General features: G+C 36.8%; 16 protein-coding genes and 1 tRNA gene. 9 read left to right on the forward strand and 8 right to left on the reverse strand.

Annotation, left to right across the window (positions count from 1 at the left end; genetic code table 11):
* Positions 1-10: 10 nt before the first annotated feature.
* From OO775_RS09350 to OO775_RS09375, 6 genes are all read left to right on the forward strand, one after another.
* Positions 11-1,345 (forward strand): alpha-L-fucosidase, encoded by a 1,335-nt coding sequence (locus OO775_RS09350; protein WP_264846817.1) that lies wholly within the window; start codon positions 11-13, stop codon positions 1,343-1,345.
* Positions 1,346-1,368: 23 nt separating this feature from the next.
* The gene (alr, locus tag OO775_RS09355) at positions 1,369-2,490 is read left to right on the forward strand and encodes an alanine racemase (protein ID WP_264846818.1); all 1,122 of its coding nucleotides are present in this window, start codon (positions 1,369-1,371) and stop codon (positions 2,488-2,490) included.
* Between the two features lie 67 nt (positions 2,491-2,557).
* Positions 2,558-2,630 (forward strand) — tRNA-Met (locus OO775_RS09360).
* Between the two features lie 189 nt (positions 2,631-2,819).
* On the forward strand, positions 2,820-4,517 hold the full coding sequence (lysS, locus tag OO775_RS09365; protein WP_264846819.1) for a lysine--tRNA ligase: 1,698 nt from the start codon (positions 2,820-2,822) through the stop codon (positions 4,515-4,517).
* Between the two features lie 249 nt (positions 4,518-4,766).
* Positions 4,767-5,315: a hypothetical protein gene (locus OO775_RS09370; protein ID WP_264846820.1), complete on the forward strand. Its 549-nt coding sequence runs from the start codon at positions 4,767-4,769 to the stop codon at positions 5,313-5,315.
* 198 nt (positions 5,316-5,513) lie between these two features.
* Positions 5,514-6,092: an ADP-ribosyltransferase gene (locus OO775_RS09375; protein WP_264846821.1), complete on the forward strand. Its 579-nt coding sequence runs from the start codon at positions 5,514-5,516 to the stop codon at positions 6,090-6,092.
* Positions 6,093-6,856: 764 nt separating this feature from the next.
* Here the strand turns inward: OO775_RS09375 and OO775_RS09380 are convergent.
* The 8 genes from OO775_RS09380 to OO775_RS09415 all read right to left on the reverse strand — a co-directional run bounded on the left by OO775_RS09380 (position 6,857) and on the right by OO775_RS09415 (position 11,918).
* A complete protein-coding gene (locus OO775_RS09380; RefSeq protein ID WP_264846822.1) occupies positions 6,857-7,498 on the reverse strand; it encodes an efflux RND transporter periplasmic adaptor subunit in 642 nt (213 codons plus the stop codon).
* Between the two features lie 121 nt (positions 7,499-7,619).
* A complete protein-coding gene (locus OO775_RS09385) occupies positions 7,620-7,976 on the reverse strand; it encodes an efflux RND transporter periplasmic adaptor subunit (RefSeq protein ID WP_264846823.1) in 357 nt (118 codons plus the stop codon).
* A 19-nt stretch (positions 7,977-7,995) separates the two neighbouring features.
* On the reverse strand, positions 7,996-8,277 hold the full coding sequence (locus OO775_RS09390; RefSeq protein ID WP_264846824.1) for a TolC family protein: 282 nt from the start codon (positions 8,275-8,277) through the stop codon (positions 7,996-7,998).
* Positions 8,274-8,402, reverse strand: a complete 129-nt coding sequence (locus OO775_RS09395) for a hypothetical protein (RefSeq protein ID WP_264846825.1) — start codon at positions 8,400-8,402, stop codon at positions 8,274-8,276. Before OO775_RS09395 ends, OO775_RS09390 begins: the two co-directional genes overlap by 4 nt.
* 229 nt (positions 8,403-8,631) lie before the next feature.
* Positions 8,632-8,853, reverse strand: a complete 222-nt coding sequence (locus OO775_RS09400; RefSeq protein WP_264846826.1) for a hypothetical protein — start codon at positions 8,851-8,853, stop codon at positions 8,632-8,634.
* 295 nt (positions 8,854-9,148) lie between these two features.
* Positions 9,149-9,457 (reverse strand): hypothetical protein, encoded by a 309-nt coding sequence (locus tag OO775_RS09405; RefSeq protein ID WP_264846827.1) that lies wholly within the window; start codon positions 9,455-9,457, stop codon positions 9,149-9,151.
* 79 nt (positions 9,458-9,536) lie between these two features.
* Positions 9,537-10,511, reverse strand: a complete 975-nt coding sequence (locus OO775_RS09410; protein WP_264846828.1) for an HlyD family secretion protein — start codon at positions 10,509-10,511, stop codon at positions 9,537-9,539.
* Positions 10,512-10,529: 18 nt separating this feature from the next.
* A complete protein-coding gene (locus tag OO775_RS09415) occupies positions 10,530-11,918 on the reverse strand; it encodes a TolC family protein (protein ID WP_264846829.1) in 1,389 nt (462 codons plus the stop codon).
* 357 nt (positions 11,919-12,275) lie between these two features.
* Between OO775_RS09415 and OO775_RS09420 the strand changes: the two genes are divergently transcribed.
* From OO775_RS09420 to OO775_RS09430, 3 genes are read left to right on the forward strand one after another with little or no spacing between them, the layout of a single operon-like run.
* Positions 12,276-13,835: a type I restriction-modification system subunit M gene (locus OO775_RS09420; protein WP_264846830.1), complete on the forward strand. Its 1,560-nt coding sequence runs from the start codon at positions 12,276-12,278 to the stop codon at positions 13,833-13,835.
* Positions 13,836-13,841: 6 nt separating this feature from the next.
* On the forward strand, positions 13,842-14,846 hold the full coding sequence (locus OO775_RS09425) for a virulence RhuM family protein (RefSeq protein WP_373874564.1): 1,005 nt from the start codon (positions 13,842-13,844) through the stop codon (positions 14,844-14,846).
* Complete coding sequence (locus OO775_RS09430; protein ID WP_264846831.1) at positions 14,843-15,991, forward strand: restriction endonuclease subunit S; 1,149 nt, start codon at positions 14,843-14,845, stop codon at positions 15,989-15,991. Before OO775_RS09425 ends, OO775_RS09430 begins: the two co-directional genes overlap by 4 nt.
* Positions 15,992-15,999 lie beyond the last annotated feature (8 nt).

The following is a 15,999-nucleotide window of genomic DNA, read 5'->3' on the forward strand; positions in this document are numbered from 1 at the left end:
TTACACCATTATGAAAATAAAAAATCTCTTTTTAATTGCGTTGATGGCGATGGGGCTATCGGTTATGGCTCAGCCAAATTACAAGCCCTCGCCTGAGAACTTGAAAGCCCGAAGTACTTTTCAAGATGATAAGTTTGGGATATTTATTCACTGGGGGCTTTACTCGATGCTTGCCGATGGCGAATGGGTGATGCATAATAAAAACCTAGATTGGCAGGAATACGAAAAGCTGGCTGGCGGGTTTTATCCTGCTAAGTTCGATGCGGCAAAATGGGTCTCTGCGATTAAATCCTCCGGAGCTAAGTACATAACTATCACCACCCGACATCACGACGGCTTTTCGATGTTCGATACCAAGTACTGCGATTATAATATAGTGAAAGCGACGCCTTTCCAGCGTGATGTCATTAAAGAAATCGCCGATGAATGCAAAAAACAAGGTATCCGATTACATCTTTACTATTCTCATCTGGATTGGCGGCGTGAAGACTATTATCCGCTGGGTAGAACGGGCAAAGGTACAGGTCGAACAAAACACGGGAAGTGGGAAGATTACCACAAATTTATGAACCAACAGCTAACGGAGCTACTTACCCGTTATGGCGAGGTTGGAGCAATTTGGTTTGACGGAATGTGGGACAAAGATATCTATCCTGATGGTATGACGCCCCAGACGTGGAACTTGAACGAGCAATACGAACTTATTCATCGTCTGCAACCCGCTTGCCTGATTGGAAATAATCACCATCTTGTGCCTTTTGCGGGTGAAGATATTCAAATTTTTGAGCGAGACCTCCCCGGGGAGAACACGGCGGGTCTTTCAGGACAAGATATCAGCAAACTGCCACTGGAAACCTGTGAAACGATGAACGGAATGTGGGGATATAAAATCATCGACCAGAATTATAAATCGACCGAGACGCTCATTCAATATTTGGTGAAAGCCGCTGGCAAAAATGCCAATTTGCTGATGAATGTAGGGCCTCAGCCCGATGGGGAACTTCCGTCAGTGGCTGTGCAGCGTCTTAAAGAAATGGGGGAGTGGATGCAAGTCTATGCCCCGACTGTACAAGGAACGCGGGGTGGTGTAATAACGCCACGAGATTGGGGAGTAACTACCCAGAGGGGCAAAACGCTCTATGTTCATATTCTTAATTTAAAAGATAAGGCTTTATTCTTGCCTTATGCGGGTAACAAACTTAAAAAGGCGGTAGAGTATGCCAGCAAAAAGGCTATCCAATTCACGCAGGACAAAGATGGTATCTGGCTGAAGCTACCCCAAATGCCGACAGCCCCAGATTACGTACTGGAACTGACCTTTGAAAAGGATTTGCCCAAAAAATAAATTTATAATTATTTAAAAATAAAATGATGCATTGTACATCTGAAATAGGAACAACACACTTAATTATTCGTTTAGACAACTTGGAGCACAATGTTCGTTATTTACGAAGCAAATTGAAAGAAAATACGCTTTTTATGGCGGTTGTAAAGGCTTTTTCTTACGGAAATAATCATTGTGAAATAGCTTCATTTTTACAGAAAAAAAATCTAGCAGATTATTTTGCCGTAGCTTATGTTAACGAAGGAGTAGAACTTCGAGAAGCAGGTATAACAAAACCTATTTTAGTGCTTCATCCACAAATGGCTGATTTTGAAAAGATTACTTTCAATAACTTAGAACCTACGTTGTATTCTATGCGGATTTTGCAGCAATTTATTAAGTTTGCCAAAAATCAAAGAAAAAAAGAATATCCTGTGCATATTAAGTGCAATACAGGAATGAATCGCCTAGGGTTTTCAATAGATGAAATAGAGCAAGTTTGTCAAGTTTTGGCAATTGAAAAATGTGTAAAAGTAAAAACGGCTTACGCTCATTTATTTGCTTCGGAAGACAAATCAGCTCAGTTTTTTATGGAAAAACAAATAAGTAATTTTATTGATTTTCAAGAAATTATAAAAAAATATTTTTCACATAAAATACTTTTTCATAATTGTAACACGTCAGGAATATTAAATTATCCGCAGGCTCATTTTGATATGGTACGAAGTGGAATAGGAATGTACGGATTTGGTAACGACCCTGCGTATCAGCCTCATTTTCGCCCAATTACAATTTTAAAAAGTCTGATTTCGCAAATTCACGAAGTTCCCAAAGGTGGTTATGTGGGCTACAATTTTGGTTTTCAAGCAGAAAAACCTACTCGAAGTGCGACAATTTCAGTAGGACATGCTGATGGACTAAACCGAATTTATGGCAAAGGTGTAGGTTTTGTGTATATCAATGGCAAAAAAGCTCCTATTTTGGGCAATGTTTGTATGGATATGCTTATGGTCGATGTTACTGAAATTGATTGTGAAGAAGGAGATGAAGTAATTATTTTTGATGAAAAACATACCTCTGAGATTCTTGCCGAGACGGCACAAACCATTTCGTATGAACTAATTACATCGCTTTCCAGACGTATTAAGCGTATCTATGTAGAATAATTTTTTAGAATTTTGTTGAAAAATCTTTGTCAAGAAAAAAAAAAGTTATATATTTGCACCCAGAAATCGCGGGATAGAGCAGTAGGTAGCTCGTCGGGCTCATAACCCGAAGGTCACAGGTTCGAGTCCTGTTCCCGCTACGAGATAAGCGTAACTATTCTGTAAATCAGGTTGTTACGCTTTTTTAATTTTAAAATATAAAAGTTATAAAAAAATTTGAAACATACTTAGGTTTAAAAATACCATTCATTTTTTATCTTTTATCTTTGTTGCCATTTTGTTATTTCTTCAAAAATCAGTATTTTTGTCCGTTTTTAAAAACTAAAAATATGCAACTTTCAGAACAAGAAATCATCCGTAGAGAGAAACTCGATAAACTAAAAAAGCTGGGTATCAACCCCTATCCTGCCGATTTGTATCCCGTGAGCCACACTTCCGACAAGGTGAAAAACGAGTTCCAAGAAGGACAAAAAGTAACCTTAGCAGGGCGATTAATGTCCGTGCGTATTCAAGGAAAAGCCTCCTTTGCCGAACTCCAAGACAGTCAAGGACGCATACAACTTTACATCAATCGCGATGAAATATGCCCCGATGATGACAAAACCCTGTATAACGAAGTCTTTAAAAAACTCCTCGATTTGGGCGACTTTATCGGTATTGAGGGCGAACTCTTTCTTACCCAAGTAGGCGAAAAATCCGTGCGAGTGAAGAACATAAAACTCCTCAGTAAAGTGCTTCGTCCGTTGCCGCTTCCCAAAACAGACGCCAACGGAAACGTATACGACGCCTTCACCGACCCCGAACTTCGCTACCGTATGAGATACGTCGATTTGGTGGTAAATCCGCAGGTGAAAGAAGTGTTTATCAAGCGTACCAAGCTCTTCAATGCGATGCGTCAGTTCTTTAACGAGCGTGGGTATATGGAAGTAGAAACGCCTGTGCTTCAATCCATTCCGGGGGGAGCGGCGGCACGTCCGTTTATCACGCATCACAACTCACTCGACATTCCACTTTATATGCGTATCGCCAATGAATTGTATCTCAAAAGGCTTATCGTGGGCGGATTTGACGGAGTGTACGAGTTCTCCAAAAACTTCCGAAATGAAGGAATGGACAGAACCCACAACCCCGAGTTTACCGCTATGGAAATCTACGTGGCGTACAAGGATTATAACTGGATGATGGAGTTTACCGAGCAACTTTTGGAGCATTGTGCCATTGCCGTGAACGGAACCACCAAAGCCACTTTCGGACAGTACGAAGTGGATTTCAAAGCCCCGTATCCGCGTGTTACGATGACCGAAGCAATCCAAAAATACACTGGTTTTAACATCACCGGAAAGACCGAAAAGGAATTGTTCGACTTTGCCAAGTCCATCGGCATTGAAGTAAACGAAACGATGGGCAAAGGAAAGCTCATCGACGAGATTTTTGGCGAAAAATGCGAGGGAAATTTCATCCAACCGATATTTATTACTGACTATCCGAAGGAAATGTCGCCCCTAACGAAGGAACACCGCAACAATCCAGACCTTACCGAGCGTTTCGAGCTGATGGTTTGTGGAAAAGAAATCGCCAACGCCTATTCGGAGCTGAATGATCCAATCGATCAGCGTGAGCGTTTCGAGGTACAGATGGCACTTTCGGAGCGAGGCGATGACGAAGCGATGTTCATCGATCAGGATTTCCTCCGTGCGTTGGAATTTGGTATGCCACCCACTTCGGGCTTGGGCATCGGAATGGATCGATTGATAATGTTTTTAACGAATAACGAAAGTATTCAAGAAGTACTTTTCTTCCCACAAATGAAGCCTGAGGCGAAAGCCACACAGACAGTAGAGTTAAACGAAGACGAAAAAATGGTGTTTGAAATCCTCCAAAAAGCGGAAACACTTCCGTTGGAAGAGTTAAAAACACAATCGGGATTATCCAACAAAAAATGGGATAAAACTATTAAAGGACTGACCAGCAAAAAAGTAGCTTCTGTTGAGAAACAAGGCGATAATTTATTGGTGAAATTAGTATAATAAAAGGGCGAAAGATTTTTCGCCCTTACTTTTATATAACATACAATAACATAAGGCAATTATGTGTTGTCTTTTTTATGAAGTAAACATATCCATCAAAGAGGGCGAAAAATCTTTTGCTACTACGTATCCAAATATCAATGCTTTTCTTAACTTTACAATCTAATAATTTGATATTGATAATCTTAAAAGATAAATTTTATCAGTGTAGCAATAAAGTACTAACAAAACTAAAATAATTGATTGAATATGAGTAAAATATTAGACAATTTAATTCTTAAAGGAAAAGAATTAGAAAAATCCATATATTCATCGGAACAATATATGGGATTAACTACCTATAAAAGTATGAAAGAACAAGAATATCAAAATTGGATATTCACAGTGAAAAGGCTTGTTGATACGCAATATAAAAGTTCTATTAATAGACTTCGACCATATGAGAATAATATATCTCCTGAAAATCATATAAAAATTTTGGGAATATTAGAAGGAATAAAACTTTTTCCTGAAGAACCTATCAAAGACAATGGTAATGAAAGTAAAATATCCATTACCAATAACCAAACACAAAATAACAGCCAAGAGATAAATTTAAACATTTTCAATGAGGCTATTAAAGATGAAATTACAGGAAAACAACTAAAAGAACTAAAAGAAATATTAGCAGGATTCAAAGAAGACCCTGAAAAAACAAAATCAACACTTTTAGAAAAAATCAAAGGCTTTGGAAGTGATGTACTATCTAATATAGTTGCAAATATATTAACGAATCCAGCCATATATAACTCTCTTTAATTGTAAAATGATATATCATAATGTTAATAATTTTGCAGGAGAAAAATACAATTTATTTCCTTATAAAAACACATTTTTACAAAGAGCATTGGATATTCGTATAAAAATAGCTAATTATTTTTTTGAGTTATATTTTCGAAAGATTATTTGTAAAATAAAAAAAAAGGAGCATATAAGGTCTTTGAGTCCCCAGCCAAAATGGACGAATGGGGGAAATCTCATTCTGATTATTTTAAAGAAAGTAGAGAAATAAAATCAAGAGGATGGACAACTGATGAAAATGATAAAAATAGAATAAATGAATTAGAAAGTATAGAGATTTATTGTGGATATGGAAGTGAATATGTTAATGATTGTTTAAGAAAAAATAAGTCAATAGATATTTCCATTTATAAAAATATACCTTTTTATTTGAAAAATCTAATCAATAAGTTTGAAATAGAAGATGATATTATTGTAGTAAAAAGAATTCCATCTTTGGTACTAAAAAAAGAAAACTACAGAGAAGGAAACTTGTATAAGGATAAAGCCTTCCTAAGTACATCTTTGAATATAAATTATAGATTAAATTATCAAAGTGAGGAAAAAAAATTAAATAATAATGCACTTTGTATCATAAAAGTTCCAAAAGGAACAAATGGTGTTTATATACATAAAGCATTAGGAGGTGGAGGAAGAGATGAATACGAAGTTTTATTCAATACAGAAACTTCATTCATAGTAGAAAAAAGAAGAAAGATATTTAATAATTATATACTTAACTTAAAAATAGAATAGCAAAAATCAGGAGTGAATAATCATTGTTCCTTTTTACATAAAACACTCATATCAATTAAAAACAGGCAAACGATTTTTTACTCCTACGTATCCGAATATCAATATTTTTCTTAATTTTACAACCTAAACTCTCCCATACAAAGAGAAAGAAAATCAGTATAGAAAATCAAACTCGTAGGGGCCGAACGAGAGGAACTGACGAAGTAAATCACAAATTGCTCTTATTTGGATATTGAAACTTGTTACTTGGATTTTATATGTTTTTAACAATCCTTTTGTAGATAGAAGTAAGAAATGAGTATAGTTGCTAAAAATTTCGGAATGTATTTTTTAATAGTTTGTTTGCTACTAATTTTGTTATATATTGGATTGTATCCAACCTTATGGATTTATGATGATGGGATAGATCATTCTGAAAGAGCAAAATTTTGCATGCTGATTTTTGATGTAGTCTTTTTTTCGTATTTCTTTTGGGCAAAAGCTGAATTTGGAGTTTTTACTTTGATATTGACTTTTTTAGTATCAGCATTTTTTATAACAATCTTATTGACCTTCCTAAATAAATTTGCTGAAAAGAAAAAGAGTTAAAATAAAATGATTTTTCAAATAACAATATATATTTACTTAATTTAGGTATTTCAGAAGACCTTATTATCGAAAAAATGTACAAATATTTCGGAGATATATTACAAAAAGAATAACTATAAAAAATAGAAAGCGTACCAGCCATACACTTTCTATTTTTATCAATTTTTGGTTGCTTTTTATTTTATCAGTTCAAATACTTTATTATTCAAAAATTGTTTGTTGGTGTGTTCTTGTATTTCAACAAAACCTTCGTAAATGGTATTTGAAGGAATTTTCACTTGGTCAAAATAGTAACCTTTATCGGTTTTTTCGTTCAGAATCAATACGTAAAGGTTGTTGTCGCTTTCGGCATAAGCGGTTTCGGGCAGTCCGAAGGCTTTGTGCGTATCGGTGATAATATCGGCTTTGGCAAACATTCCACTGATGAAATTCATCGCTTTTTCGTTGTCAAGATGAGCGTTGATTTCCACCATACGATTTTGATTGATGTTATTGCTGATAAGCTGAATGGTAGCCGAAAATCGCTCTTTGGACACTTCCGAAAGTGTAAATTGTACTTTTTGTCCTTTTTTGAGGTACAAAGCGTCTTTTTCAAAGGCAGTAAGTATCAAATGTAGGTGCTGATTGTCAATTATACGAATTAGCGGCGTAGTTTCTGACACAAATGCTCCTTGTTCTACCATAATTTCTGAAATATTTCCACTTATGGGCGACGAAATACCCACTACCGAACTGATATTTTCAAAATTAAGCGAACTGGTATTGATACCGATGAGTTGCAACTGCTTTTTGAGTCCACTATGCTGAGCCAACGCCATATTGTATTCGCTCTGTGCTTTCAGATAATTTTTCTGTGAAGATGATTTGTTCCTCCCAAAGCGTTTTTTGGCGTTCGTACTCCGATTTCAAATATGTGAGCTGTTATTGCACTTCTAAATATTACTGTTGCAATCGTACAAATTCCTGATTTTCAATATAAAGCAAAGGTTTGCCTTTATGCACTACATCTCCTGCCAAAAAGGGAATTCGGCGTACATACCCACCCATAATAGCGGTTACGACGGCTTTGTGTTCGGGCGGAACGTCGATTGTACCATTTACCGATATTACTTTTGGAAAATCTCTTTCGGTAGGAGTTATCAACGACATTGCGTTTTGTTCAAATTGTTCGTTGGTTACAAAAATGCGACTCTCTTTCATAATATTTTCCATTGTTGTCGCCTCTTTTTTCGATTCATTACAAGCCGAAAGCATTGTAATTCCGATGATTACTATAGTGTAAAATATTTTTTTCATTTTTCCGATTTTTATAATTTTAAAATTGCGTGTCAAAGTTATCCTCCCACATTAGATAATGCAATTGCAAAAGTGTTTGGTTGTAGCTGTTGAGCGATTGCAAATGTTCCACTTTAAGCTGATAGGCATTTTTGAGGGTCAGTATGTACTGAAAATAATCAATTTCGCCGTGTTTGAAACTACTTTGAGCCATTCGCAAAAGTTCGTCAGCCAGCGAATTTCCTCCCGTTTGATAATATTCCAACGCTCGTTCTTGCTGTGTTAAGGCTTCGCGAAGGCTTTCGTATCTTTCGGAAATCATTGCAGCATTGTGCGTGGTTTGCTCTTTGGCAATTTCATTTTGGGTAGAATATACATTTTTGATTCCACTTCATAAGGAGAAGTGGCTACATACTCTATTCGTCCATCTTCTGTGGTAACATACATATTTTGGTTTCTAAATTTCCCTTGCCAATTTACTGATACAAGATATTTATGACCTTGATATGTTTCTCTATTTAAAAAATTGTTTTTTGTATCTCCGTTTAGTGTAATAAATGATTTTTTCTGAGATAATTTATTAAAATTATAAACATTTGGTTATCAATTGTATATTTTTATTTTTGACTTATAAAATTTAGCTACTAACTCTTTTATTAGTGATAACGGAGATACATTAATTGTTTTTAGCAAAAGTATATGCGTTATAGAGGTTATCTATCTTTTTTGTATAATCTAGCAAAAATGCAACTCCAAATTTTTTATGTTTTACATAACTATCTAATTCGATATTTTCTCCTTCTATTTTACTACTAAGCACCGATGAAACAGACACATAAAAACTAAAAGTATCTGTCGAAATTTCAGCATCTTCTAAAGCATTAAACTTTGATTGCAAATCATTAGGAATTTGCTTTAAATAGTTTTCAAGTAATATTGTCGTTTCAATTGTTCTGTCATTTAAAAATAGGGGTTTGATGTGATATTTAGATAATATTACTAAATTTTAGAAATTAATTTTAATTTTTTTTCTATTTGTAAAAATCTCATTATTGGAGATTTCATTTCTTGGGATGTGTTTTTTGCTTTTTCTCTTAGTCCATTTATACAATTTAAATATTTTTCATTGTAAATCACCTCTATTTCTAAATTATGTTTTTTCTTAAAATAATTCCGAATTGTCTCAATATCTCTTAGTTGATTATGCTGTGCTGTTTCTTTTTTAGGAATTCGAATAAAAGGAGTCTAGCATATTCAATATTTTTTTCAAATTTATTGATAAATCTATTTACATTATCAGGTTTTTTATCTTTTGTATATTGAAATCCAGTCTCTAAATGTGTAGCAACTTCACATATATAAATCTCATTCTCTGTTGAATTTATTCCAACAACATCAATTTCTCTTAGTTTAAAAATCGTTTGAAGATTATATTTAACAAAATCACATTTTTTTATTTGTCTAAGATATTGACCAACTAAATGTTCTCCTGCATTTTCCATATATTGAAAAGTTTAAAATATTTAGACCACCACACAAAAGTATATTTTTTATTGAAATATTCAAATCGAAATATCAATCTCACTGCCTCACCAAAACCGACATTCCCGGTCTAAAACCTTCGATAGTGGTGGTCGGATAGGCTTTTATTTCAAAGGTTTTGCGGTCAAAGTCGCCTTGGGATTTGGTGGCTGTCCAAGTGGCAAAATCTGCCATTACCGAAATATGGCGAACCTCCAAAGTGATTTCCTTATTGCCCAACGCAGGTACAATCGCCTGAAATTTCGTTCCTTTTTGGAAGCGGTTCATATAATCCTCGCGGATGTTCAGCACCACCCACATTTCGTTCAAATCTACCAGCGTAATAATCGGATACCCCGTATTGACCAACTCGCCTTCGTTGGGGATAATCTTCTGAATTTCGCCCGATGCTGGGGCATAAACATTGGCTTCATTCTTATAGGCTTTCACCTCATTTACCGCTCCTTGTGCCTTGTTTACCATCGCTTTGGCAGCTTGTTTGTCCTCTTGCTGAGCTCCCGCCAACGCCAAATCGTACTGTGCTTTTGTGGCGTTTGCCTGTTGCACCGATGCCTGATAACGCGTGTAGGCTTCGTCACGTTTTTGTGCCGAAATCAATTCGTCTTTATACATATTTTCTACGCGGTCAAAACTGGTTTTGGCAAAATCTGCGGCTGTTTTCGCCTGTTGCCAAACGCTGTATGCAGCTTGTATTTGCTGAGTTCTGGCTCCGCTATTGGCTTTGGCAAGTTGAGCTTCGGCGGCATCGTGAGCGGCGTTGGCTTGTTCCAATTTGGCGTTGATTTCGGGCGTTTCGATGCTCAAAAGTAGCGTTCCTTTTTCGATGCGTTGCCCCTCGTGAACCCAGATTTTGTCTATTCTCCCTGGGATTTTCGGTGCTACGCTCACTTGTTTGGCTTCTGCCTGACCCTGCCAATACTGCTCTTCCGAACGGAATAAATAACTCAATATCACTACGGAAATTCCTACAATTACCAATAATAGCAACAATTTTATGACTTTCTTACCTTTCATTTTCTAATGTCTTTTTATTTATTGAATCGAATAATTTGCGAGTTTTCCGGTGGTTTTTATTACCTCAATTGCTGTTTGTCTTTGCTGCTGAATACCTTGCACTTGCTCTATCACGGCTTTGTTGTAATCGTCTTCTATTTGTAGGCGTTCCGAAATATCTATCAGCCCTTCTTTATATTGCTTGGTGGCGATGTTTAGATTGTTTTTGGCAACGCTTACCTTTTGGTCATTGACGCTCATTTTTTCGTTGGCAACGCGGTAATTTTCCAAATTTTTATTGAGCAACAAATTGAATTTTTGTTTGGCATCAGAAAGTTTGCTTTCCGTAGTTTGAATATCGATTTGAGCCTGACGAATGTTGTTTTTTCGTTGAAAACCATTGAAAATATTCCACTGAGCCCCGACGCCAACATACATCGTGGGAAATAGCGTAATGTGGTCAATACCAAAGCGTAAAGGCAGTCCCGTAACGGGTATATTTCCCAAATCTACCGAACCGTTAAACCACGAAGTATAGCGAACGCCACCCACCAAAGCCACCTGCGGAAGCAAAGTTCCCTTTTCTTTTTTTAGGGCAAATTCTTTTGCTTTTACAAATGAAGACAAGGCTTTTAGTTCGGGTTTTTCGTCTACCGAATGTTCATTTTCGGCAATTAAAAAGGGATGTAATTCGTTTGCTACCAACAGAATTTGCTCTTCGGAATAGCCCGTCAGATACTGAATATTTTGAAAAAGAAGTCGACGATTGCCATCCAATTCGAGTTGTTTTGACTGCAATTCGAGTTGTGCCAAAGTGATTTTATCCCTATCCAAAGGAATGGCAAACCCCTCTTCGATGCTTCGTTCTACGCGTTTTTTCTCCATTTCCAAACGCTTGCCACTTTCGTCTATGAGTTGCTGCACAGCGTCCAACACACGGATTTTGTCAAAATTGACTATCACCTCCTGAATCAGCTCGTCGGAAGTAACCTGAGAGAGTTGTTCTGTACCTATTTTTTTGTACTCCAACGCCTTTGCTCCGTAAGGGATTTGCATTCCGCTAAACAGCACCATCTTTGCCGAAAGGGCTGCCATTGCGAGATTTCCATCGGTTGCAGAGGATTTGACACCATCAAAAATTGGTATGCCGAGCAGGGGCGTGTGAAGGGTTTCCAAGTCTATATCAGAGCGACTGTCAAAGTAGAGATAACTTCCCGACGCCGTGATATGAGGCAGGTGCATTTGCTTTACAGATTTTCGTTGAAGTTTGAGTTTTTCCACTTCCCATTGTTGGGTTTTCAGGGTTTCGCTTTTGCTTTTAGCTGCCTGAATCGCCTCGTTCATTGTGGGCGACACCACGATTTGAGCCTTGGCTTGTCCAGTCCAAAGTCCGCAAATCAGAGCCAAAGCCACTCGTATATTTTTCATTTTTCTATCTTCTAAAATTCTGTGGCAAAAATACGCCCCCACCACAAGATACCGCTGACGCAATTGCGTCAATAATCGATATTTAATGATTAATTGTTAATGTGGTTCACCTCCGTAGGGATAAATTATCATTTGTCCGAAGGTAGAAAGCAAAAGAAAACGACCATTTATGATTACATAAATCATTCAACTGAAAGCAAAATAATCATTAACAATTGATAATTAAACATTTTCATAAAATTGCCTACATTTCCGTCAGTAATCAACTGCAAATAAGAACTTTTTATTACCTTTGCGTTTTCATTTAGAATACTTTACAAATCTTTCATTTTCTAACTGTTACATAAAAAATATCAAATGACAAACCAAGAACAAGCCCAAAGAACTGCTCTACAAAATCAAATATGGAAAATAGCCAACGATGTCCGCGGTTCAGTAGATGGTTGGGACTTTAAACAATTTGTGTTAGGAACGCTCTTTTATCGATTTATTAGCGAAAATTTTACGCGTTATATGAATGCAGGTGATGACATTAACTATGTTGATTTTTTGGACACCGACCCAAGAATTGAATTGGTAAAAGATGAAATTACAAAGGAAAAAGGCTATTTTATTTACCCCAGCCAGTTGTTTGAAAATGTAGCCAAAAATGCCTATACCAATTCCAATCTCAATACCGATTTGAAAGCCATTTTTACCGCTATTGAAAGCTCGGCAAATGGCTACGAATCAGAGCGAGACATCAAAGGATTGTTTGCCGATTTTGACACGACCAGTACGCGATTAGGAAACACCGTAGAGCAAAAAAACAAAAGACTTGCAGCGGTAATTGAGGGAGTAAAAGGTTTGGATTTTGGAAATTTTGAAGAAAATCACATTGATTTGTTTGGCGATGCCTATGAGTTTCTTATTTCTAACTATGCCGCCAATGCTGGAAAATCGGGAGGAGAGTTTTTTACGCCGCAAAATGTGTCCAAACTCATTGCACAACTTGCAATGCACAAGCAAACCAGCGTAAACAAAATTTACGACCCTGCTTGTGGTTCGGGTTCGCTATTACTTCAAGCTAAAAAACATTTTGACGCCCACCTAATAGAAGACGGCTTTTTCGGGCAAGAAATCAACCATACGACCTACAACCTCGCTCGTATGAATATGTTTTTGCACAATATCAATTATGATAAATTTGATATTTCTTTAGGCGACACACTTCTTAATCCTCAATATGGCAATGAAAAACCTTTTGACGCCATTGTGTCCAATCCGCCCTATTCCGTGAATTGGATAGGAAGCGATGACCCTACACTCATCAACGACGACCGCTTTGCTCCTGCTGGCGTGTTAGCCCCCAAATCAAAAGCCGATTTTGCCTTTGTACTTCACGCTTTGCACTATCTTTCCGCCAAAGGACGAGCGGCGATTGTGTGTTTTCCGGGGATTTTCTATCGAGGCGGTGCAGAGCAAAAAATCCGTAAATATTTGGTAGAAAACAACTTTGTAGAAACCATCATTGCCCTACCAGCAAATCTATTTTATGGAACTTCTATTGCGGTAAATATCTTGGTGCTTTCCAAAAGCAAACCGAATACTCAAATGCAGTTTATCGATGCCAGTGGCGAGGCGTTTTTCAAAAAAGAAACCAACAACAATGTGCTGACCGATGCTCATATAGAGCATATTATGCACCTTTTTGACAAAAAAGAAAATGTGGAACACACCGTTCAGATGGTGGACAATAGCCAAATTGCCGAAAATGACTACAACCTCTCTGTAAGTGCTTATGTAGAAGCCGAAGACACTCGCGAGGTAATTGACATCGTAAAACTCAATGCCGAAATTACCCAAATTGTAGCCAGACAAACCGAATTGCGTAATCAAATTGATGAAATTATCGCACAATTAGAAATTAACCATTAAAAAATTATGGAAGAGCAAAACATCATCATTTATAAAACCCAAGACGGCAAGGCAAAATTATCGCTTTACGCTCGCGATGGCTCGGTGTGGATGAACCAAAATCAAATTGCAGAACTTTTTGACACCTCTGTGCCTAATATTAGTATGCATATATCTAATATATTGAATGAAAGAGAGTTGGAAGAGGATTCAGTTATTAAGAATTACTTAACTACTGCCTCAGATGGCAAAAATTATGAGGTAACTTTTTACAGTTTGGATATGATTTTAGCCATAGGTTTTCGGGTGCGAAGCAAACGCGGTACGCAGTTCAGGCAATGGGCGAATCGAAACCTGAAAGAGTATATGGTAAAGGGCTTTGTGATAGACGATGACCGACTGAAAAACCCCGACGGCCATCCTGATTATTTTGATGAATTGTTGGCTCGTATCCGTGATATTCGTGCCTCTGAAAAACGATTTTACCAAAAAGTGCGTGATTTGTTCAAGCTCAGCAACGATTATGACAAAACCGATAAATCCACGCAAATGTTTTTTGCCGAAACGCAAAATAAAATGATTTTTGCCGTAACGCATCAAACAGCTGCCGAGATTATCACAAGTCGTGCAGACGCTCAAAAGCAAAATATGGGTTTAACTTCTTGGAAGGGAACTATCGTACGAAAAGAGGATATTTTCACGGCGAAAAATTATTTGACCGAAGATGAAATAGATACACTCAATCGCTTGGTGGTAGTCTTCCTTGAAACAGCCGAACTCCGTGCCAAAAACCGACAAGATATTACGATGGATTTTTGGCGAGAAAATGTAGATAAAATCATTGAATTTAATGATAAAAAACTCCTTAAAAACAAAGGGACTGTGAGCAATGCCCAAATGGAAAAAATAGCAAGTGAAGTTTACGAAGATTTTAACCAAAGACGAAAAATCGCGGAGGCTGAGCAAGCCGACCGAGACGACTTGGAGCAAATAGAATTATTGGAAAAACAAATCAAAGCAAAGACACAATGAAATACATAGAAAATTTACTACAAGGACAAAAAGTAGAATGGAAGACGCTGGGGGAGGTGTGTGAGATAAACAAAGGGAAACAATTAAATAAAACAGAATTAAAAGAGGAAGGTAAATATCCCGCTTATAATGGAGGTAAAACATATTCAGGATTTACAGATAAATATAATGTAGAAGAAAATACAACTATTATAAGTCAAGGAGGAGCTTCTGCTGGATTTGTAAATTTTATTACTACTAAATTTTGGGCAAATGCTCATTGCTATTATGTAATACCAAATATTGATTTTGTAAATAATCGTTATTTATTTCATTTTTTAAAGTGGCAAGAGTTTTATTTGATGGAAGCTCAACACGGAGCAGGCATTCCTGCTTTGGCTACAAGTAAATTAAGCAAGCTACAAATCCCCCTCCCGCCTTTAGCCGTACAGCGAGAAATTGCAAAAATTCTCGACACCTTCACAACGCTGGAAGCGGAGCTGGAAGCGGAGCTGGACTGCCGCTTGCGGCAGTATCATCACTATCGGGATACCTTGCTTACCTTTGGAGATGATGTAGAATGGAAAGCGCTGGGGGAGATAGGGGAATTTATAAGAGGAACTGGGTTACAAAAAAAGGATTTTACAGAAACGGGAGTTCCTGCTATTCATTACGGACAGATTTATACAAAGTATGGAAATTCAGTAACTGAAACTATTTCTTTTGTATCAGAAGAATTGGCTAAGAAGTTGAGGAAAGTGAATAAAGGAGATGTTGTGATTACTAATACAAGTGAAAATCTTGAAGATGTAGGAAAATCTCTTGTCTATCTTGGAGAAAAACAAGCAGTAACAGGAGGACACGCCACAATTATCAAACCTAATGAAAACCTTTTGGGTAAATATTTAGTTTATTACACTCAAACAAATATGTTTTCAGACCAAAAAAGAAAATATGCAAAGGGGACAAAGGTAATAGATGTTTCTGCAACTGATATGCAAAAAATTCAAATCCCCCTCCCGCCATTAGAAGAGCAAAAACGCATTGCGGAGATATTAGACAAGTTTGATACGCTTACCAATTCTATTACGGAGGGGCTTCCCAAAGAAATAGAATTAAGAAGAAAACAATATGAATATTATAGAGAACGGTTGCTTAGTTTTTAGCTATCTGC

The sequence above is a fragment of the Capnocytophaga catalasegens genome (assembly GCF_026005215.1).
GTDB lineage: Bacteria > Bacteroidota > Bacteroidia > Flavobacteriales > Flavobacteriaceae > Capnocytophaga > Capnocytophaga catalasegens.